This is a genomic window from Conchiformibius steedae (assembly GCF_014054725.1).
Taxonomy (GTDB): Bacteria; Pseudomonadota; Gammaproteobacteria; order Burkholderiales; family Neisseriaceae; genus Conchiformibius; species Conchiformibius steedae.
This window is the reverse complement of the sequence record NZ_CP059563.1, coordinates 541,187-561,623: the sequence shown is the minus strand read 5'-3', so window position 1 is coordinate 561,623 and position 20,437 is coordinate 541,187. Positions and strand designations below refer to the sequence as shown.

The window sequence follows — 20,437 nt, the reverse complement described above, 5'->3', positions numbered from 1 at the left end:
CACTTACCGTCCTAAAGCACCTTGGTTGTTAAAACGCTGCAGCAACTGGCTCATTGCCAGCACCACTTCTTCAGGCAAGGTTTGAACCTTAGTACGCAAATCCTGAACCAGTTTGCCCAAACGCGCCCATTCTTCGGCACGCTCGTACAAATCGAACAAGGTAATGTACAGTTGTGCTTCTTGCGGGTATTCGCGGATTGCCGATTCCAGCAAATCCATCGATTGGTCCAACTGACCGTACATAAGCAGGAATTCCGCTTCTTTGAGTACGCGTTCGGCGGGGGTTTTGGGCTCGTTGTCCACATCCACTTTTTCGGTTACCAAGCTCTTATGGCGACCTTTTTTGGCAGCGGCACTGGCCTCGATAAAGCCGTTACGGATACCGATTTCACGCAAAATCGCTGTATCGCCCGCGTGGGTTTCCAACAAAGGGAAAATCGGATGTTCGCCCATCATGCTGTAACCCAAACCCAACATACGCTCTTTTACCTGACGTCCGCCATTGCCCAAGCTGTAGTACAAATTCCACAAATGCTCGATAAAACTGCGCAGGTTTTTGGCTTTATAGTCCATAGTCAGCGCATCAATCAGCAGCGCAGCAGGTTTGGTGGACGAGCGGATGGCTTTGTTCAGATAGCGGTTGGACACATCGTACCGCAGCATGCCTTTCAGCAGTTTCATGCTTTGTTCGGGCTGCATAAACGCCAATACCGTGCCTTTTTCTTCGTTTTCCACCCCCGCCAAAGGCGCATTGCCCGACACCAGCTCTTTACGCGCAGCTTTGGCAGCGGCTTGTGCGGCTTCTTCGGACTGTTTGTTAGGCAGACCCAATTGCGGGCGTTCTGGCAAGGCGGGTGTTTCTTCGGTTTGCTCGCCGATTTCGTTGGCGGTTTTTTTCACCGACCAACCCAAACGCGATTCTGCCAACACGCGCAAACCCAAATGGTTGGCATCCAGCGCCAAACCTTGTTTGACATATTCTGCCAACGCCGCTTGGTCAAACATTTCCTGATATTGTGTCAATGCATCGGAAAACTCGTCGGTTTTTTTCGCCTGCAGCCACAAATCCAGCAGTTCGTCCACCAAATTTTTATCGTTTGCCTTATCGGGATGATTTTTCAAATAAGCCGCCAGCGATTCGGCGGCTTTGTCCACATAACCAAATTGTTTGTACACATTAAATTCGGTTAGCGGATCCACATCCTGCACTGATACTTTGGTATCGTCCACCACTGCGCTGGATGCCGACGTGCTACCCCAGTCCCATTCGTCGCCCGCCACTTCTTCCGTTTCTTCTAAAACGGCTTCATCTTCGGCAGGCAGCGGCTCTTCCGCTTTGGTTTTTGCGGCACGTTCGGGCTGCTTGGCAGGCTCTGCTGTGTTTTTCGCCCCTGCCTTTACCCTAGATGCGGGGGTGCGTACAGGTTCGTCATCATCATCGTTTTCACGACGTTTGGACGCTCCCGTGCGGCGGCCGCTGCGGTTTGCATCGGCACGGCGGTCATCGTCCTGTCCGTCCCGTTTTTTCAACACGACAAACAGAACCCCGCCGACCACAGCCAACACCACTACGGCGCCGACAATCCCCAAAACCACGGGATTGGTTAAAGCATCCATAAGCGTTGCTCCTGTATCTGTTTGAAATTGATTCTCTGCTTCATATCCACACTTTCATCCCAATAAACAAAATCAGCAAAAATCCACAATAGCCGATATTCTATCATTTTTTTTTACATTGCGATGCCTCTGTAAACATTTTTCTTCTTTGTAAACGTTTCTTTACATAAAAATTTGGTTTTTTACCACCACTTGTGCCGACACGCCCGCCGTCTGCCCTGTCCTGCCCCTGTTTTCCGCGCCCGCGCCCTTTGTACAAAAACACTTGCCAAGCCCGCGCAGCTGTGTTTAAATGGCGGTTTGTTTGGCCAGATAGCTCAGTCGGTAGAGCAACGGACTGAAAATCCGTGTGTCGGCAGTTCGATCCTGCCTCTGGCCACCAAATTCTTGCTAAAGCCCGAAAATAATTTTTCGGGCTTTTGTCGTCTTTCATGCTGCGATACAATCGCCATTGTTAGATTTTTTCCTCTACCTATATATGACCTCTACCCGCGAACGCATAAACAAGCTCAGACGACAGCTATACCGTTATTCCTATGAATACCACACTTTAAATGCACCCACCATATCCGATGATGAATATGACCGTTTATTCCGCCAATTACAGGACTTAGAAAAAGAATTTCCACAGTACCATAACAGTAATAAGCGCAAAGAAAACTTTACCGACCGAGTGGGCAATAAACCACTAGACGGTTTTGCCGAAGTGCGCCACGCCGTTCCCATGCTGTCGCTGAACAATGCCTTCTCGCCACAAGACGAAAACGGCACATTTGACCACGCCGAAATGTATGCGTTTAACGAGCGCGTGTGCAAAGATTTGGGTGTTCGCCACACTGTTTACACCATTGAACCCAAATTTGACGGCTTGGCAGTCAGCCTGCTGTACCAGCAAGGCATCTTAACGCTGGCAGCCACACGCGGCGATGGCGAAACGGGCGAAGACGTGAGCCACAATATCCGCACCATTGCCAGCATACCCTTAAAACTGCACGGCGACACCTTGCCTGAATTATTGGAAGTGCGCGGTGAAGTATTGATGCTCAAAAGCGATTTTGCTGCCTTAAACGCACGTCAGGAACAAAACGGACAAAAAACCTTTGCCAACCCGCGCAACGCCGCTGCAGGCAGTTTGCGCCAATTGGATTCCGCCATTGCCGCGCAACGCAAACTGCATTTTTTTGCCTATGGCATTGCCCGCTGCCAAGGCGCAACCGCACCGCTTACCCACGCAGATGAACTGCATTGGCTGCACAGCTTGGGTTTTGCTGTGGCAGAAAACGAATGGAAAGTCTGCGCCGACATAGATGAAGCCTTGGCGTTTTATGAGCAAATGGCGCATGCACGCCCGCATCTGCCTTATGAGATTGACGGCATGGTGCTGAAAGTAAACGATTTGGCACAACAGGAACAATTGGGTTTTGTTTCCCGCGCCCCGCGTTGGGCGATTGCACATAAATTTCCTGCCGAAGAAGCACTGACACAGGTGGAAGGCATTGATGTGCAGGTAGGGCGCACAGGTGTACTCACGCCTGTGGCGCGTTTAAAGCCTGTGTTTGTTGGCGGGGTAAACGTTACCAATGCCACTTTGCACAATCAGGACGAAGTGCGCCGTAAAGACGTGCGCGTGGGCGATACGGTTATGGTGCGCCGTGCGGGGGACGTGATTCCCGAAGTGGTGCGCGTGTTGCCCGAACTGCGCCCGATGCGCTCGGACGATTTATTTGGCGAACAGCAAACGCCGTTGCATCCGCCGTTTGAACTGCCTGCACAATGCCCCGTTTGCGGCGGCGAAACCGTGCGAGATGAAGGCATGGCAGCTTTGCGTTGCAGTGCAGGATTATTGTGTCAGGCGCAGCGCGTTCAAGGGCTGATTCATTTTGCTTCACGCAAAGCGATGGACATTGGCGGCTTGGGACAAAAACAGATTGAAGCCTTGGCAGAACGCGGTATTTTGCGCGATTTTGCCGATATTTACGCGCTGGACGTAGCCGCTTTGCAGTCCATTAAAGACCCCGAAAGCCAAGCAGTGAAATGGGCGCAAAATATTTTAGACGGCATCGCTGCCAGCAAAACGCCGACATTGGCACGGTTTTTATTCGCTTTGGGCATCCGTCATGTGGGCGAAAGCACCGCCAAACAGCTTGCCGCCGCTTTCGGTACGCTGGAACGGGTAGCCGCCGCGCCCGAAGCCGTATTGGCGTGTTTGCCTGATATTGGCGACGTGGTGGCGCGTTCCATTGCGCGGTTTTTCCGCACCCCCGAACAAAACGCTTTGGCACAAAGGCTGTTGGCAGCAGGCGTACAGCCACAGCCGCAAACGGTTACGCTGGATTGGCACAGCACCGCCGCGCCTGCGCGTTGGTTGGCAAAACTGCCCGCCGCCAAACTCAGCGAAAAACGCGCCCAAGCGCTGTGGGAACTGGCAGGCAGCAGCATCGGTGGTTTGTTGGACGACCCCGTTTTACCAGCCGAATGGCAACAATGGCGCAGCCACCCCGAACACGCCGCCTTATTGCGCGAAATCGCTGCTTTTTTACAAAACTTGCCCGAAACCACCCTTAACAAGGATAATGCGCCCGTATCTGCAGCGTCCGCTTCCGCCGTGCTTGGCAAAACCTTTGTGCTGACAGGCACATTACCCAGTTTGAGCCGCGAACAAGCACAAGCACTCATCGAAAGCGCAGGCGGAAAAACTACTTCCAGCGTTTCCAAAAAAACCGATTTTGTGGTGGCGGGCGACAAAGCAGGCAGCAAGCTGGACAAAGCACAACAATTGGGCATTACTATATTAGACGAAGCCGCCTTGCTGGCGCTGCTGCCCCCAAAAGCATAAACACACCCGTTTTACCGCCGTTTGCGGCGGGGTTTCAAACCGAAAAGGAATCATAATGAAACAATATTTGACTCTGCCCCTGTGCCTGCTGCTGTTGGGCGCGTGTTCCGACAGCGGCACGCCCGCCGACACCAAACGCCACACCACCGCCGCACCCAACGCCGCTGCCTCTGCCACAGCCCAAGCGCTGAATCCCGAATGCAGCGCAATCATGACCGGCAACCATTCTATGGTGTACGACAAAGCCGAAATCAATATTGACGCCTCCAAATGCGCCGAATTTACCATTGTGGTACGCAATATCGGCTACTTGCCGCGCAACGCCCGCGGACACAATGTCGTTATCGCCAAAGATACGGACGAAAGCGGCATTTTGGCAGACGGCGTGGATTTGGGCGCGAAATCCGACTTTCTCAAACCCAACGACCCGCGCGTGATTGCCAACACCAAACTGGCAGGCGGCGGCGAAGAGCAGCGCGTTACCTTTAAAACCAACCATTTCAAACCGGGCAACAACTACGTTTATTTCTGCTCGTTTTTAGGACACCACAAAATGCGCGGGAAAGTTAATATCACTTATCCCAACAGCTAAACCCATACACCGTTTCGCCCCACAGCCAAACGGTGTATTTTTTGCCATCAGTCTGCCACAGCCGCATCAAATCCCGCTGCTTCTACCGCCGCTGCCAACTGTGCCACATCGGTTTGCTGTGGGTCAAACTGCACCTTTGCCTTACCTGATGCCAAATCCACCAACACCTGCGCCACGCCCGCACAGCCGTTTAAAGCCTGTTCCACCCCGCGCACACACGCTGCACAGCTCATGCCATTTACTGCTAAAATAACTGTTTCCATTTATATTTCCTTGATAAATATGGGTTAAGGGTTTTCGCGCACCGTTCCGCGCCCGATGGCGCAGGGTAAAACGGTATATTCGGCTAAAGCCTGTTGAAAATCGTCAAACAGCAGCGTACGCGAACCGAAACGCGCCAGATGTCCCGTGTCCTGCTGGCAATCAATCAGGCGCACGCCGCAGTCTGCCAAATAAGGCACGGCACAGGCAAAGGCGATTTTAGACGCATCGGGTAATTTAGCAAACATGGATTCGCCAAAAAACACCGCGCCGATTTGTACGCCGTACAAACCGCCTGCCAATATTTCACCGCCCTTACCGTCAGGCAACCAGCATTCAAACGAATGGGCAAAACCTTGCTGATGCAATGCACCGTAAGCCCGTTGAAACGCGGGCGCAATCCAAGTACCGTCTTGCCCAACACGCGGTGCAGCAGCACACTCGCCCATCACCGCTGCAAAATCCTGATTTACGCTAACGCGGTAGGCACGATTTCGCAGGGTTTTGACAAGCGAACGGGAAAGGTGCAATTCGGCGGGATACAGCACGGCGCGGGGCGCGGTGGCAAACCAGTAAACATAATCACGGTCGCTGTGCCACGGAAAAATCCCGCAGCGGTACGCCGCCAAAATCCGTTCGGGGCGCAAATCGGCACTCACGCACACCCAACCGTTGCGCTTGGAACAGGCAAGTGCGGGGCGCGGGTCGGGGAAAGTCAAATCATCGGGGGGAAGAAAGGGAATGTCCATATCGTGATTCAGGCTGTCCGAAACGGTTTCAGACAGCCTGTCAAATCGGGGGTTAACGTTTTTTTTCTTTTTTTTGGCAGTCGGCGCACACACCGTATAAATACAGCGAATGGTCCACCACACGGTAGCCGTTTTCGGCGGCAATGCGCTCTTGCATGGCTTCCATTTCTTTGTTTTGAAACTCGGTAATCAACCCGCATTTCACACACATAATATGGTCGTGTTCTTCCTGATTCAGTTCGTAAACGGCTTTTCCACCTTCAAAATGGTGACGGATTAAAATACCAGCCTGTTCAAACTGGGTCAGCACACGATAAATGGTGGCAACGCCCACTTCTACGCCTTCTGCCAACAAAATACGGTACACGTCTTCCGCGCTTAAATGGCGTTCACTTTCACGCTCGGCGTACAGCTCAAACAAATCCAGTATTTTCAAACGCGGACCGGTAACTTTCAAACCGTTGCTTTTTAATTGGGTAATATTGTTCATTGTTATCTATCCTTAATCAATTGACTGCTTATAGGCAAACCGCCCAATCATACGCATTTTTCACGGCTTTGCACACGCTGCGCCGATAAAAAGTTTTAAAGCGGTTTTCAAAATTGGCTAAAACACAGCACATCAGTTTTAAGGGCTGCGGTGTAACACCAAGCGCCCAGCCCAATCACACAGTTTTTTTCCTTGACTAACTACAGATTACGAAGATTTTTTCTCTGCACGCGGGATAAAACGGATTTCTTGTTCGTTGGCTGCCAAATCGGCTTTTTTAACGGCGTGTCCGAACACGGTTTCCAAGGTGATTTGGCGCAATCCGCCTTGCTGCCATGTTTGACGAATCAGGTTTTCGGCAGCGGCGGGGTTGTCGCACTGCAATGCCTGCCATGCGCCCAAAGTGCTCAAATCCTGCAACAGGGCTTCGGCGCTGCGGTAGGTTAAAACCAGTTTTTCGGTGTCCATCACGGGGTCGTAAAAGCCGTGATGAAACAGCATATCGCCCAAATCGTGCATATCCAGCAAAGTGGGCGCGGGGCAGGAAATTTGGTTGTCTGCCAACAGGGTGCGTATGTCTGCCAAGCTGTCGCCACCCAAATGGCTGAAAAACAGCAAGCCGCCGTTTTTGAGTGCAGCCGCCCAATTTTCAAACACGGCAACAGGCGCGGTTTCAGTCAGCAAACTTAAATTCGCCCACAACATATCCGCAGGTTCGCCCAAAGGTTCGGCAATGCTTTGGCAGTGTTGGACAACGGTTTTGCCTGTCCATTTTGCCAGTAAGCCTGTTTTGCGCACGGCTGCGGCATCGTCTAAAAAATCTGGGCGGGGGTCGTATTCACGAAAACGGGCTTGCGGAAAACGCGCCGCCAACAGGCTGCGCCCGCCGTCGCCGTCTGCGCCCGCCAAGATAATCTGACGCGGGGCGTGTTTGAGCAGTGCCAGCCGTGTGTCCATAATGTGTGCCAAATGGCGGTGAACGGCATAGCGGTCGGTATTTATCATGCGGCTTCCTTTAGAACCAAAGCCCCTTTATTCGGGGTAAAACGGTTGAATTTTACCCGATATGGTTTACAATATTTGGCATATTTGTACACATTGGGGCAAGGCTTTTGCGCCGCCCTGATTTTGGAAGGGAAAAATTAACCTTTCAATTCAGCAGTTTTACGCCACACTTGGCGAAGTTTCAAAACCCAAAGAATGCATGATGAAAAAAACATTATTCCGTTTGTGGCTGATTGGTTTCACTTTGTTTGCTACCGGTGCCTGCGCTTCACTAAACGAACCGACCGATGCGGCGGCATCTGCCCCTGCTGTAACAGTTGCCGCTTCTGCCGATGCCGCAGCGCCCGAACCCGACACGGCAGAAACGGCTGCCGCTTCCGCCCCCGCTGAAGAGGCTGCAACCGAGCAAACCGCCCCTGCACAAGCCTTAAAACCTTCGGAAGAATTGCGCCGTATTTGGGATAATATCCGCCGCGATGATGATGTTACCGTGTTGCCCGAAGTCACACCACCCGTAACCGAAACCATTGAAAAAGTGGAAAAACCCACCAAGCCCGAAAAGGCTGAAAAAGAAAAAAACAAAAAGGATAAAGCTGAAAAAGGCTCGGGCAACACCGACAAATCCAGCAAAACCAAAGTGAATGTTCAGTTACGCAAACCGCCCGCGTCCAATCCCACACGCAGCAAAGGCAAAGGCAAATCAGTTCCCCAACCTGCGCCCACTGTTAAAATGCCGACTGCTAAAACTGCACCATCTGCCCCCGCGCTCACCCGCCGCCAAATTTTAGAACGCGAAATCAATCGGGAACGTGCTGCGCTAAAAGCCGCGCAATCGCAGTTAAACGCAGCCCGCAAAAAAGGTAATACTTCACAAATCAACCGCTTAATGGGTATTATCAAAGACCGCGAACTGAACATCAAAGCCATCAGCAAAGAAATGGTAAAATAAAGCCCTCTTTCCCCTTTGACTCACGGTAAAAACACCTTGTTTTTACCGTCTTTTTTTAGAAAGCAGATATGGCAGGAAAATTTTTGTGGATAATGGCAGCGGTGTTGTTATCGGTACAACTGCTGCACTATGGCGCAGCGCGTGCCTTGGTGTGGTGGCTGGGCGTAAGCCGCCGTTCTGTATTGTGGGCGGTGTTTTTAATCGGTAACACCATTATTTTATTGAGCAGTTTAAGGCTGATGCTGTCGCCGCGCTGGGTAGCGGCGTGGCTGGCGTTGTTGTGGTTTGCCTGTTTGAGCGCAGGCGCGGTGCTACTGTTAAACCAATTTGCTTTCCGACACCACCCACAACGCCAGCGCGTGTTACGCATCACTGCTGCTGCCATTTTTCTTGCCCTACCCGCATGGTCTGTCTATCACGCCTATGTGCCTGTGGTGCGCCACATCAGCATCACTTTAGACAAACCTTTAACCAAACCCCTACGCATCGGCATGGCTGCCGACACCCATTGGGGCGTATTGGCAGGCAAACGGCAAATCCGCACCCTCGCCCAAATCATGCAGCGTGAACAGGCAGATGTGATTCTCATGCCAGGCGACATTATGGACGATAACACCGCAGCCTATGAAGCCGAAAACATGCACAGCGAATTGCTGAATTTACGCGCCCCTTTGGGTGTGTATGCCACTTTGGGCAACCACGATTTATTCGGACACCAGCAGCAAATCACCCAAGCCCTGCAACGCGCAGGCATCCGCGTATTAAACGATGAAGCCGTACTATTGGACGGGCGCGTGTGGGTGGCAGGTCGTCCCGACAAATTAAACAGCCAACGCCTGCCCACCGAACAGCTGCTTGCCCAAACCGATGCCAAGCAACCTGTCATTCTGCTGGACCACCGTCCTGACGATGCCGAAGCCCACGCCCAAATGCCGATTGACATCCAGCTTTCGGGGCATGTGCATAACGGACAGGTTTTTCCGCTCAATCTGTTGGTTCGCGCCCTTAACCGCATTCATTACGGCTACGAACGCATTAACCAAACCCATTTTGTTGTGACATCGGGTTATGGTTTTTGGGGTGTGCCGCTGCGTTTGGGTTCGCAAGCGGAAGTGTGGATCATTGATGTGAACAGCAAACAACCCTAATCCCCCACATATTCCCACAGCCCAAAACGGCTTTGCCCTGCCCGTCCTTCGCGGCGCAACACCAGCCAATCAGGTAGGTCGGGCAACATCCCTGCTTCAATATATACCCGCGCACCGTTTGCCAAACGCGGGCGCAGCAACGTCCACAAACCGTCCCACTGCTGCCATGCAAACGGCGGATCCAGCAGCACAATATCAAATGTTTCGCCTGTTTGCGCCAAAAACGCCAAGGCATCGGCACATACTACCTGCACCGTTGCCGTTAAATTTAAAGTGCGGATATGGGATTGCAGCGTTTGCGCGCTTGGACGGGATTTTTCGCACAAACACACCCGCGCAGCATGGCGCGATGCGGCTTCCAAACCCAATGCGCCGCTGCCCGCAAACAAATCCAAGACGCTTTGTCCGTATAATTCCTGTCCCAACCAATTAAACAGCTTTTGACGCACGCTTTCGGGTGTGGGGCGCAAACCTTCGGCATCGGCAAAACTCAATTTGCGCCCTCGGTGAATGCCGCCGCTGATGCGTACCTGATTGCTGTGTTTGGCGTGTTTTTTGTTCATGGCATCACCTGCTGCAATGCCTGATACACTTCATTTACAGTGGGTATTTGTCCCATCGCGCCCACGGCACACGCCCGCGCAGACGGTTGTAAACCTGTTTTGTGCGGATGGCTGGCAGTATAAATTCCCACCACTGGCACGCCTACGGCATCGGCAAGGTGCAGCAAACCCGTATCCACGCCCACCACAGCGGTAGCCCCGCGCAATACGTCTGCCGCCTGTGCCAAACTTAATGGCGGACACACGCGCACAAAATCCAAACCCTGTGCCAGTTGTTCAGCACGTTCACGCTCAGCATCGCTGCCCCACGGCAACCACAACGGCAAACCCTGTTCCTGATGCCAACGCTGCATCAGCTCACGCCACGCATCGGCTTGCCAATGTTTGTCGGCGCGGCTGGCAGCATGCAAAACCACCCCGTAAGGCTGCGCCATTTCGGGCAAACGGAAACCCGTTCCCCCCGACACGCCAAAATCCGCCGCACCCTCAAACGAATAAGCAAAAGCTTGTGCAAACAAAGTACGGTTGCGCCACACCGCATCGCGCCCCGTTTCCACCGCAAAACGGCGATGGTACGCCCACGTTGCCAAAGGTTCACGCGCACTGTTTTTGTCCAAACCATACACAGGCGCACCCGCCAAACGCGCAAACGCCGCGCTTTTCAGCAAACCTTGACTGTCCAGCACCCAATCATAACGCGCCGCACGCAACGCACCACACAATTCATCAAGCGCAGCAAAGGATTCTTTAAAAGATTCTTTTTTAAGTAGCTGTTTACGCCACTGCCGCCACTGCATTGGCAACACCTTTGCCGTAAAAGAATGCAGCCGCGCAATATCCGCAAACGCCGCTTCGCACAACCAATCCAATTGCACATCAGGGCGATGCCGCGCCAAATCCGTCAGCGCAGGCAGCGTATGAATCAAATCGCCCATGCTCGACAGGCGCACCAGCAGGATTTTCATGATTTTTCCTTGATGATATGGTTGATAAAAATAAAAACGAGACAAGGCGACAACGCCCGCCGTGTACGAACAGTACATCAGGGCGTTGGCAACGCCATATCGTTTTGATTTTAATCAACTATATTGACTATTTTTTCGCGCACACACCCAATCTTGCCTATCCAGCCCGCCAAAGGATGGGGCGCAAACACTTTTTCCACGCTGGGATACCACGGACTCACACCGTTTTGCGGCAAACCCCAACGCCAATCATACACAGGTGCCAACATCACCAGCGCAGGCACACCCAACGCCCCCGCCGCGTGTACCACCGAAGTATCCGCCGTAACCAGCAAATCCAATTGCGACAATGCTGCTGCGGTATCGGCAAAATCGTGCAGTTGCCCGCGCCAATCTGTAATCGGGCGAGATTGCAACCATTGCGCTTCTTCATCGTTTACCGATTTTTGTAGGTTAAACCATGCTGTATTGGGAATGTCTAACAAAGTATCCAATAATTCAGGACGGTGCAGCGAACGCATGGCATCGTTTTCATGACGCGGGTCGCCGCGCCACACCAAACCGATTTTCAACTTACCCGCTGCGGCAGACACATCAAAAGCGCGCACCTTATCCGCATCGGCAAACAAATACGGGCTGCGCTTAGGTAAATCGGCAAACGGCTGCTCACAATGCGCCAGCAGCGCGTGCGGAAAATCCCAATAATCCACAGGCGGACAATGCTGTGCGGCGGTATCGGCACTGATAACTTCGTCAATATCGGGGTGACTGCGCAGCAAATCCACCAAAGGCGGTTGCACCACCCACAGCAGCCGCGCCACACCGCAATCTTGTTTCAGCCACCTTGCCAAAGATGCAAACATGATTTCATCGCCCAAACCAAATTCACTCCACACAATCAAGGTTTTGCCGTTTAGGTTTTCGCCCTGCCAGCGCTTCGGATACAAACGGACAGGCGGCGGCGGATAAGCATGGCTGCGCCGCTCGTAAGGCAAAAAGCGTTCCGCATAGGCTTCGCGCATACGAAAACCCCGCAAATAATCGCCTGCAATCAGGGTATTCAATACCTGCATTATCAAAGGTTTGGTGGAACGGGGATATTGGTGGTGCATTTGTTGCCACAATTTATCGGCTTGTTCAAACTGATTTTGGCGGTTGTAAAACAAGGCAAGATAATGCGCTGCATCCCAATCAGCAGGTGCAACGGTGCGGGCAAAGGTATAGTGATAATGCGCTTGTTGGATTTCACCTGCAATTTCAGCGTGCAAAGCAGCAAGAACATGATGGGTAGCCGGAAAAAACTTGGCTTTTTTGCGTACCATGGTGGTGCGTGTGGCTTCCTGCGCTTCCACCGTTTCCGCCAAAGGCTCAATCAGCGACAAACCGCGCACCAGTAAGTTGTGATTGTCGCTGCTGTTTTCCAAAAACAATTGTCCGCCACGGCGCAATACACGCATCCAATTGGCAAAACTGTCCGCGTGTGCCGCTGACGATACGTCTTGCGCCACCAGCACCGCATCAAAGGTTTCATCTGCCACTTCGGGCAAATAGTGCCAAGACGACACATCATTATCATCAGGCACTTGCACCTGCATCGCGTGCCAATCGCCCAAGCTGTGCAGATAATCGGCGTTTTTCGCGCCCAAATAGAGAACGTTCACGCTTGCCACTTTTTTCAAAACAATGGATTGTATATAAAAACCCCGTCCTTAAACGGGAACGGGGTTTTGCGTCTTTTAAACGGATATTCAAGAATTTAGGCAGAAAAATCGCGCCTAATTCAATATCGTTTTTAGTTTTCTTCGCCAGTGTAGGGGCGAACGCTAACGGTTTTGCGGTTCAAACGGCCTTTTACGGCAAATTCTACATAACCGTCCACTTTGGCAAACAGGGTGTGGTCTTTGCCCATGCCTACATTGGTGCCTGCGTGGAATTTGGTACCGCGCTGACGCACGATGATGGAACCTGCGGGAATCAGTTCGTTACCAAAGGCTTTTACGCCCAGTCGTTTGGCTTCGGAATCGCGGCCGTTTTTGGAACTGCCGCCTGCTTTTTTGGTTGCCATGTCGGATACTCCTTAAATTGGTTGCAAATTAGGCAATCGCCACGATTTCAATTTGGGTGAAATTTTGACGGTGACCTTGGCGTTTTTGGTAGTGTTTGCGGCGGCGCATTTTGAAAATGCGGATTTTTTCGCCGCGACCGTGTGCCACCACTTTGGCAGTCACTTTTGCACCTTCAATAAAGGGCGCACCCACTTTTACCGCGTCGCCGTCAGCAATCATCAAAACTTCGTTCAGTTCGATTTGGCTGTCGAGTTCGGCAGGTATCTGTTCTACTTTCAATTTTTCGCCGACGCGCACTTTATACTGCTTACCGCCGGTTTTTATGACCGCATACATACTCAACTCCGTGTATTTAGTGTGAAAACATACCGCATCCCCAGCGGGCGCGGCAACAAAACGGCGCATTATAGCCCAAATAAACGTTAGGGGCAAACGCAAGTGCGCGGTTTCACGTTACAATCGCCTTTTTACACAGGGGAATGCCATGATTGGTCACATTGCCGGCACGCTTACCGAAAAACACGCCCCGCAAATTGTGGTGGAAACGCACGGCGTGGGTTATGAAATTGATGTTTCCATGCAGACTTTTTGCGCCCTGCCCGCCACAGGTGCAGCCGTGCGCCTGTACACGCAATTGGTCATACGCGAAGACGCGCATTTATTATACGGTTTTGCCGAACGTGGCGAACGCGCCGCTTTCCGCCAATTATTAAAAGTCAGCGGCATCGGTGCCAAAACCGCTTTGGGTGTATTATCGGCATTAAGTGCAGACGAATTGGCACAAGCCGTGGCGCAGGAAGACGTGAAACGTTTATCGTCTGTTCCGGGGATTGGCAAAAAAACCGCCGAACGCATGGTTTTGGAACTGCGCGGCAAATTGACCGCTGCTGATAATGCCTTGTTATCTGCCGATGCTTCTTCGTCTCAAGCCGATATTGTCGCCACCCTGCTGGCATTGGGCTACAACGAACGCGAAGCCCAAAGCGCAGTCAAAAACCTACCCCCTCATAGCGATGTGGGCGAAGGCGTGCGCTTGGCATTAAAAAATCTGGTTAAATCTTAAACTTCTTACCCCTTCATTTTGATTAAAAAGGTAAAAACCATGTCCCATTTTCACGATTGGCAAACCCAAACCCGCGCCCGTACCGAACAATTATTGGCACGCCTGCTTCCCCCTGCCGACAGCGAACCCGCGCTGTTACACCAAGCCATGCGCTACAGCACTTTAGACGGCGGTAAACGTCTGCGCCCATTGCTGGTTGCCGCTGCTGCCGAACTCGGCACGCCCTGCCCCACCGCCTTGGAACACGCCATGGCAGCCGTTGAGTGCATTCACGTTTACTCACTGATACACGACGACCTGCCCGCCATGGACAACGACGAACTGCGCCGTGGCAAACCCACCTGCCACGTTCAATATGGCGAAGCCTTTGCCCTGCTGGCAGGCGATGCCCTGCAAACCCTTGCGTTTGACCTGCTGTCGCGCCCCACCACCCTGCCCGCCGAACGCCAAATCCGTCTGCTCAACACATTGGCACACGCATCAGGCAGTTACGGCATGGCAGGCGGACAAGCCATTGATTTGGCGAGTGTCGGACAAAGCCTAGATGCCGATGCCCTTGCCCGTATGCACAGCCGCAAAACCGGTGCGCTGATTGATGCTGCCGTGCAACTGGGCGCACTGTGTTGCCCCGATTTGCACGATAGCGACCTTGCCAATCTACACACCTATGCCAGCAAAATCGGTTTAGCGTTTCAAGTGATTGATGATGTACTGGATTGCGAAGCCGATACCGCCACCCTAGGCAAAACCGCAGGCAAAGACAACCAAGCCGACAAACCCACTTATGTGGCACTAATGGGCATCGCCCCCGCCCGCCAATACGCCGAACAACTGCTTGCCGAAGCACTGGACGCGCTTACCCCCTACACCAGCCGCGCCGACCACCTGCGCCATTTGGCGGAATTCAGTGTACGGCGCGGATATTAAAGCCCTATGTTTAACTTTGTTCTCCAAAACGCCGTTACCTTTGAAAACAGGGACACATTTTTACGCTCACAAACCGATTATTTTCCTAAAAATTTATTTATCCGTATCCACCCAAACGAGATAAACGAACTGCAAAAAATCATTCCGATTCCCAAGCAGTTAAAAAGATTTTGGCTGGAAGTGGGGGAAGGCTTTATCCATTGCAGCAGCAACGGTTTAACCCTGTCCGAATGCAGCAATCAAATCCTATCCCCTTTAGCAGTTAAAGAAATTCTATTGGGCGAACACGGGGAACGTCCGTTTTTTGAAGTGGAAGACAATACGCTGCCGTTTTTTGAAGTCAATCCTTCATCATTTATCTGCATGAAATCAGATGATTCCGACACAGGAGTTTATTGGATGCACGGAGGCAAAATTGCTGATTCGCTTACAGCGTTTTTTGAAAAATTATTGCTCACCCCGAATGATATTCCTTGGATTGCCCCATAGACCTTGCAAATTTCAACCCCGGCAGATTGACCGAATTATGACCACTTTACTAGAAACCTTATTGGCTATCCGTCCCAAGCACCATGATTTTACCCGTCCTGAATTAATTCAAGGGTATAACAAAGAAGAAATTCAAGAAATTGAACAACGCTACAATTTATCTGTACAAGGACAATTTAGGGAATTTTTAATGACAATGGGTAAATGTTCTGGAGGGCTACTTCTAGGGGAATATATCTCAATCTTTGATAGTATTTACAATCCTGATAGTAGATATTTTGGCATACAACATCAATTAGATACGCAGAATGATGAACGTTTATCAGACTTTTTAAGGGAAAACCAAATTAATTTGGTACAAGAACAATATTTTCATTTTTCATATGAGAATGAAGGCATTATTTCCTATTTTCTACTGACTAATAGAAATAATGATATTATTTATAAATATGATGAAAATATGGAAGAAGTTCAATTTAAGGAATGGGGAACACTATTTGATTTATTAATTGCTTATCGGAAAAATATTGTTCGCTACTCAAAAAGATGGACACAAATATTTAATGGCAATCCTAATCGTTTTAAGGAATTGACAATGGGTTACTTACTGTAAGATATTCAGATTTAATGAAAACATAGCGTAAATCTAAAGCCATTTCCATCTTAACACTATAGATTATCCTACATTCATACAAAATTTGCACATAGCAATTGTATAATTTTTTATCTAGACGTTTTCAGTTTACCCATTAAAGCAACAGGCTGTCTGAAAACCGTTCAGACAGCCTGCTTTCACATTAAATCAATGTGTTATTTCACACGCATATCGCCTGTTTCCACAAAGCGTTGGTGCCACGACAGCGCTTCCGCCAGCAGGTGCGGGGTGTGCAAGCCCACTTTTTCCGCTTTTTCGGCGCGGTCAAAGTAGTCGCGCAACTGGTCGCGGTAGTCGGGGTGGGCGCAGTTTTCAATAATCAGCTTGGCACGCTGGCGCGGGGCTTTGCCGCGCAAATCCGCCATACCTTGCTCGGTTACGATAAACATCACATCGTGTTCGGTGTGGTCGTGGTGGGAAACCATCGGCACAATGCAGGAAATCGCGCCGTCTTTGGCAACAGAGGGCGACACAAAGAACGAGAAGAAAGCGTTACGGGTAAAGTCGCCCGAACCGCCAATGCCGTTCATCATTTTCGTACCCATCACATGAGTGGAATTCACATTGCCGTAAATATCCGCCTCAATCATGGCGTTCATGCCAATCACACCCAAACGGCGAATCACTTCGGGGCTGTTGGTGTATTCCATTGGGCGCAAAACGATTTTGTCGCGCAAAAATTCAATATTGTCGTTAAAGCGTTGCAGCGCATCGGGGCTGAACGACAAGGCAGTTGCGGAAGCGGATTTCATTTTGCCTGCAATAATCAAATCCAACATACCGTCTTGCAGCACTTCGGTGTAGCCGGTTAAGTCGTCAAACGGTGCGTCCAACAAGCCTGCCAACACGGCGTTTGCCACATTGCCTACGCCCGATTGCAAAGGCAGCAGGTTTTTCGGCAAACGTCCTGCTTTCACTTCGTGATTAAAGAAATCAATAATTTGGGCAGCAATGCGTTTGGAGTTGTCGTCGGGGTCGGCAAACTTGCTGTTGCGGTCGCCGCTGTCGGTAAACACGATGGCGACGATTTTGTCCAAATCGCATTCCATATACGGTGCGCCGATGCGGTCAAACGGTCCGACCAAGGGAATGGGTTGGCGGTAGGGCGGTACGCCGATGTCGTGAACAATGTCGTGCATGCCTTCCAATTGGGCGTTTTGGGCGGTATTGACTTCAATAATCACTTTTTTGGCGGCTTTCACGGCTTCGTTCATGTGACCGATGCCCATCGCGGGAATGATTTTGCCTGCTTCGGTAATGGCAACGGCTTCAATCACGGCGACATCAAACGCGCCGTAAAAACCTTGACGCATTTGCTGTTCAACGTGCGACAGGTGCATATCTTGGTAAGCGGTGTTGCCTGCGTTGATGCCGTTACGCAAAGTGGGGTCGGATTGGAAGGGGCTGCGGAAGCTGACGCAGTTGGCAGCCGCCAATACGCCGTCACATTCGGGGGCGGTAGATGCGCCCGTTACCACGCCGATGGCAAAGGCTTCGCCGCGTGCATGGGCGGCTTTGGCTTTTTCGGCAACGGCGGTGGGAACGGCTTTGGGGTAGCCCGCACCGGTAAAGCCGCTTACGGCTACGGTCATGCCGTTTTGGATAAAATCGGCGGCTTGTTCGGCGGACATGATTTTGTCGCGCAATCCTGCGTGGCGCACGCGTTCTGCTGCTTGGGTCATTGAGGGGTTCTCCTGAAGGGTGGGAAAAGCAAACTATAGCGTAAAAGTGTATTTACTGCAAAAAGCGTATAACAAACGGTTTCAACCCTACCGTTTGCGGGCATGGGTTTTATTCCATACGCACTTCGGCAGCGCGGGCGTGGGCGGTTAAGCCTTCGCCGTGGGCAAGTACGGAAGCGGTTTGCCCTAATTGTTGTGCGCCTGTGCGGGAAACGCGAATCAGGCTGCTGCGTTTTTGAAAATCATACGTTCCCAAGGGGGAAGAAAAACGCGCACTGCGGCTGGTCGGTAAAACATGGTTGGGTCCCGCACAGTAGTCGCCCAAACTTTCGCTGGTGTATCCACCCATAAAAATCGCGCCCGCGTGACGGATTTTTTGCGCCCATTGTTCGGGGTTTTCTACACACAATTCCAAATGCTCGGGGGCAATGCGGTTGGCAACGGCGCAGGCATCGTCCAAATCTTGTGCCAAAATCATCGCGCCACGGTTGTTAAGCGAGGCTTGGATAATGTCGCGGCGGGGCATATCGGCAATCAGGCGTTCAATGGATTGCGCCACGTCGTCCAAATAGGCGGGGGAAGTGGCAATTAAAATGGCTTGGGCGATTTCGTCATGTTCGGCTTGGCTGAACAAATCCATCGCTACCCAATCGGCGGGAACGCTGCCGTCTGCAATCACCAAAATTTCGGAAGGTCCTGCCACCATGTCAATGCCTACCGTGCCGAATACGCGCCGTTTGGCAGCAGCCACATAGGCGTTGCCCGGCCCCGTGATTTTATCTACTTGGGGAACGGTTTGCGTGCCGTATGCCAGCGCTGCGACAGCTTGTGCGCCGCCGATGGTAAACACGCGGTTTACCCCCGCCAAATGTGCGGCTGCCAATACAATATCGTTGCGCTCGCCTTTGGGTGTAGGCACCACCATAATGATTTCGCCCACACCCGCCACACGCGCAGGCATGGCGTTCATCAGCACGGAACTGGGATAAGCGGCTTTGCCCCCCGGAACATAAATACCGACACGGTCTAATGCGGTAATCTGCTGTCCCAGTAAAGTGCCGTCTTCATCGGTGTATTGCCACGATTGCAGTTTTTGACGTTGATGATAGCTTTCAATGCGACGGGCAGCGGTTTGCAGGGCATCACGCACCTCGTCAGGCAAACGGTCAAACGCGGCTGCCAATTCATCTGCGCTAATGGTTAAATCTGCCATGCTTTGGGCAGACAAGCCGTCAAAACGGGCGGTATAGTCCAGCAAAGCCGCATCGCCGCGTGTTTGCACATCGGCGCAAATCTCGGCAACGGCGCGGTCGGTATCGGGGTTTTGCGCGGTTTCAAACGCCAGCAGGCGGTTTAATTGCGCGGAAAAGTCGGAAGATTGGGTGGAAAGACGAAGCATGGTTATGAATCCTACAAAAACGGTTGCCTGTGATAATATTGTCTGTTTCTTGCACAGCCCGAACATACCCTACCCGTATAAGGGCATATTAAGTAAAGGTTTGGCAAGTACACAGCCATTGTACCGCCATCAGCAGCAGCGGTTCAAACCAAAAAGAAAGAAAGGCTAAATCAATGACATTGTATTTTTTGGGCGGGGGCAATATGGCAGCTGCCATCATTGCCGCTTGGCAACAGCACGGCGATGGTACGCCCGTGGTCGTGGCAGAGCGCAACGCCGAACGGCGCAACACCCTGATGCAGCGTTTCGGTATTCACACCCTTGACACCCTGCCCGCTTTACAGGCAGATGATGTGCTGGTGTTGGCAGTCAAACCGCAAGATATGGCACAAGCCTGTGCCGATGTCCGACACGGTGGCGCATTGGTGCTGTCGATTGCAGCGGGATTGCCTGTGGCGGCGTTGTCGGCAATGTTGGGCGGAACACAGCGCATTATCCGCATCATGCCGAACACGCCTGCTGCCGTGGGTATGGGGATGTCGGGACTATACGCTGCCGATGCCGCTGATGCCGCCGACCGCGCCCGTGCCGAAACCCTGATGAACGCCTGCGGACGTTGCCTATGGCTGGAAAATGAAGCGCAAATGCACGCCCTTACCGCCGTTAGCGGCAGCGGTCCCGCTTATGTGTTTTACCTGCTGAACGCCCTGCAACAATCCGCACAACATTTGGGCTTTACGCCCGAACAGGCGCACACGCTGGCATTGGAAACCTTTCGCGGCGCAACGGCATTGGCAGCCGCTTCGCCCGACAGCTTCGCCGCTTTGCAAGAGCAAGTAACCTCTAAAGGCGGAACCACTTATGCTGCTTTGGAAAGTTTCCGCGCCAACGAATTAGCCAAGCTATTAGAACAAGGCGTACAAGCCGCCGCTGCCCGTTCCCGCGAAATGGCAGAAAAGATTTAATTGATTCCAACCCCAA

21 protein-coding genes and 1 tRNA gene are annotated in these 20,437 nt (G+C 51.8%); 10 read left to right on the top strand and 12 right to left on the bottom strand.

All coding sequences use genetic code 11. The features are described 5' to 3' along the window. Positions 1-3: 3 nt before the first annotated feature. A complete protein-coding gene (locus H3L98_RS03200; RefSeq protein ID WP_027022184.1) occupies positions 4-1,617 on the bottom strand; it encodes a type IV pilus assembly protein FimV in 1,614 nt (537 codons plus the stop codon). A gap of 306 nt (positions 1,618-1,923) precedes the next feature. Here H3L98_RS03200 and H3L98_RS03195 point away from each other — a divergent pair. The 3 genes from H3L98_RS03195 (at position 1,924) to azu (ending at position 5,045) form a co-directional block, all read left to right on the top strand. Next, a tRNA-Phe gene (locus H3L98_RS03195) sits at positions 1,924-1,999 on the top strand. 96 nt (positions 2,000-2,095) lie between these two features. Beyond that, positions 2,096-4,453 carry an NAD-dependent DNA ligase LigA gene (gene ligA / locus H3L98_RS03190; RefSeq protein ID WP_027022185.1) on the top strand — a complete coding sequence of 786 codons (2,358 nt, stop codon included), beginning with the start codon at positions 2,096-2,098 and terminating at the stop codon, positions 4,451-4,453. A gap of 55 nt (positions 4,454-4,508) precedes the next feature. Continuing rightward, positions 4,509-5,045 (top strand): azurin, encoded by a 537-nt coding sequence (azu, locus tag H3L98_RS03185; protein WP_027022186.1) that lies wholly within the window; start codon positions 4,509-4,511, stop codon positions 5,043-5,045. Between the two features lie 47 nt (positions 5,046-5,092). Here the strand turns inward: azu and H3L98_RS03180 are convergent, their stop codons facing one another. The 4 genes from H3L98_RS03180 to H3L98_RS03165 form a co-directional block, all read right to left on the bottom strand. Continuing rightward, entirely contained in the window at positions 5,093-5,308 is a 216-nt protein-coding gene (locus tag H3L98_RS03180) for a heavy-metal-associated domain-containing protein (protein ID WP_027022187.1), read from the bottom strand. A 24-nt stretch (positions 5,309-5,332) separates the two neighbouring features. Continuing rightward, the gene (gene aat / locus H3L98_RS03175) at positions 5,333-6,055 is read right to left on the bottom strand and encodes a leucyl/phenylalanyl-tRNA--protein transferase (RefSeq protein ID WP_027022188.1); all 723 of its coding nucleotides are present in this window, start codon (positions 6,053-6,055) and stop codon (positions 5,333-5,335) included. A gap of 52 nt (positions 6,056-6,107) precedes the next feature. Then, positions 6,108-6,545, bottom strand: a complete 438-nt coding sequence (fur, locus tag H3L98_RS03170) for a ferric iron uptake transcriptional regulator (protein WP_027022189.1) — start codon at positions 6,543-6,545, stop codon at positions 6,108-6,110. Positions 6,546-6,752: 207 nt separating this feature from the next. After that, complete coding sequence (locus H3L98_RS03165; protein WP_027022190.1) at positions 6,753-7,550, bottom strand: class I SAM-dependent methyltransferase; 798 nt, start codon at positions 7,548-7,550, stop codon at positions 6,753-6,755. Positions 7,551-7,749: 199 nt separating this feature from the next. Here H3L98_RS03165 and H3L98_RS03160 point away from each other — a divergent pair, with 199 nt between their 5' ends. Further along, positions 7,750-8,499 carry a hypothetical protein gene (locus tag H3L98_RS03160; RefSeq protein ID WP_156932305.1) on the top strand — a complete coding sequence of 250 codons (750 nt, stop codon included), beginning with the start codon at positions 7,750-7,752 and terminating at the stop codon, positions 8,497-8,499. Positions 8,500-8,567: 68 nt separating this feature from the next. Then, a complete protein-coding gene (locus tag H3L98_RS03155; protein ID WP_027022191.1) occupies positions 8,568-9,647 on the top strand; it encodes a metallophosphoesterase in 1,080 nt (359 codons plus the stop codon). On the opposite strand, the gene rsmD is transcribed toward H3L98_RS03155, so the two are convergent. The 5 genes from rsmD to rplU form a co-directional block, all read right to left on the bottom strand. Continuing rightward, the gene (gene rsmD, locus H3L98_RS03150; protein WP_027022192.1) at positions 9,644-10,228 is read right to left on the bottom strand and encodes a 16S rRNA (guanine(966)-N(2))-methyltransferase RsmD; all 585 of its coding nucleotides are present in this window, start codon (positions 10,226-10,228) and stop codon (positions 9,644-9,646) included. The two genes, H3L98_RS03155 and rsmD, sit on opposite strands and share 4 nt — an antisense overlap. Then, positions 10,207-11,175 (bottom strand): lipopolysaccharide heptosyltransferase I, encoded by a 969-nt coding sequence (gene waaC / locus H3L98_RS03145; RefSeq protein WP_027022193.1) that lies wholly within the window; start codon positions 11,173-11,175, stop codon positions 10,207-10,209. Before waaC ends, rsmD begins: the two co-directional genes overlap by 22 nt. A 110-nt stretch (positions 11,176-11,285) precedes the next feature. Beyond that, positions 11,286-12,836 carry a glycosyltransferase family 9 protein gene (locus tag H3L98_RS03140; RefSeq protein ID WP_156932307.1) on the bottom strand — a complete coding sequence of 517 codons (1,551 nt, stop codon included), beginning with the start codon at positions 12,834-12,836 and terminating at the stop codon, positions 11,286-11,288. Between the two features lie 131 nt (positions 12,837-12,967). After that, complete coding sequence (rpmA, locus tag H3L98_RS03135; protein ID WP_027022194.1) at positions 12,968-13,240, bottom strand: 50S ribosomal protein L27; 273 nt, start codon at positions 13,238-13,240, stop codon at positions 12,968-12,970. Between the two features lie 28 nt (positions 13,241-13,268). Continuing rightward, complete coding sequence (rplU, locus tag H3L98_RS03130) at positions 13,269-13,577, bottom strand: 50S ribosomal protein L21 (RefSeq protein ID WP_027022195.1); 309 nt, start codon at positions 13,575-13,577, stop codon at positions 13,269-13,271. A 148-nt stretch (positions 13,578-13,725) separates the two neighbouring features. Between rplU and ruvA the strand changes: the two genes are divergently transcribed. Genes ruvA through H3L98_RS03110 form a run of 4 tightly spaced genes read left to right on the top strand, consistent with a single transcriptional unit; the run spans position 13,726 to position 16,333 of the window. Beyond that, positions 13,726-14,304: a Holliday junction branch migration protein RuvA gene (gene ruvA / locus H3L98_RS03125; RefSeq protein ID WP_027022196.1), complete on the top strand. Its 579-nt coding sequence runs from the start codon at positions 13,726-13,728 to the stop codon at positions 14,302-14,304. Between the two features lie 39 nt (positions 14,305-14,343). Further along, the gene (locus tag H3L98_RS03120) at positions 14,344-15,231 is read left to right on the top strand and encodes a polyprenyl synthetase family protein (protein WP_027022197.1); all 888 of its coding nucleotides are present in this window, start codon (positions 14,344-14,346) and stop codon (positions 15,229-15,231) included. A gap of 6 nt (positions 15,232-15,237) precedes the next feature. Beyond that, positions 15,238-15,720: an SMI1/KNR4 family protein gene (locus H3L98_RS03115; RefSeq protein WP_027022198.1), complete on the top strand. Its 483-nt coding sequence runs from the start codon at positions 15,238-15,240 to the stop codon at positions 15,718-15,720. Positions 15,721-15,757: 37 nt separating this feature from the next. Next, positions 15,758-16,333: an SMI1/KNR4 family protein gene (locus tag H3L98_RS03110; RefSeq protein ID WP_169733466.1), complete on the top strand. Its 576-nt coding sequence runs from the start codon at positions 15,758-15,760 to the stop codon at positions 16,331-16,333. Between the two features lie 197 nt (positions 16,334-16,530). Here H3L98_RS03110 and H3L98_RS03105 read toward each other — a convergent pair whose 3' ends face one another. After that, on the bottom strand, positions 16,531-18,057 hold the full coding sequence (locus H3L98_RS03105) for an acetyl-CoA hydrolase/transferase family protein (protein ID WP_027022200.1): 1,527 nt from the start codon (positions 18,055-18,057) through the stop codon (positions 16,531-16,533). Between the two features lie 109 nt (positions 18,058-18,166). After that, positions 18,167-19,456, bottom strand: a complete 1,290-nt coding sequence (gene hisD, locus H3L98_RS03100) for a histidinol dehydrogenase (protein WP_027022201.1) — start codon at positions 19,454-19,456, stop codon at positions 18,167-18,169. Between the two features lie 173 nt (positions 19,457-19,629). On the opposite strand from hisD, the gene proC reads away from it, so the two are divergent. Next, a complete protein-coding gene (gene proC / locus H3L98_RS03095) occupies positions 19,630-20,421 on the top strand; it encodes a pyrroline-5-carboxylate reductase (protein WP_027022202.1) in 792 nt (263 codons plus the stop codon). The last annotated feature ends 16 nt before the right edge of the window (positions 20,422-20,437 follow it).